1 rRNA gene is annotated in these 255 nt (G+C 51.0%); it reads right to left on the minus strand.

Annotated elements, in window-relative coordinates:
• Positions 1-255, minus strand: a 23S ribosomal RNA gene (locus L6990_RS11860); the annotation flags it as partial.

Here is a 255-nt window from a genome sequence, read left to right on the forward strand (position 1 = left end):
AGCGACCAGAGTGGTATTTCAACAACGACTCCACCAACACTAGCGTGCCAGCTTCAAAGTCTCCCACCTATCCTACACAAGCCACACCGAACGCCAATACCAAACTATAGTAAAGGTCACGGGGTCTCTCCGTCCTGCTGCGCGAAACGAGCATCTTTACTCGTACTGCAATTTCGCCGAGTTCATGGTTGAGACAGTAGGGAAGTCGTTACTCCATTCGTGCAGGTCGGAACTTACCCGACAAGGAATTTCGCT

Source organism: Rothia endophytica (assembly GCF_928381505.1).
GTDB lineage: Bacteria > Actinomycetota > Actinomycetes > Actinomycetales > Micrococcaceae > Rothia > Rothia endophytica_A.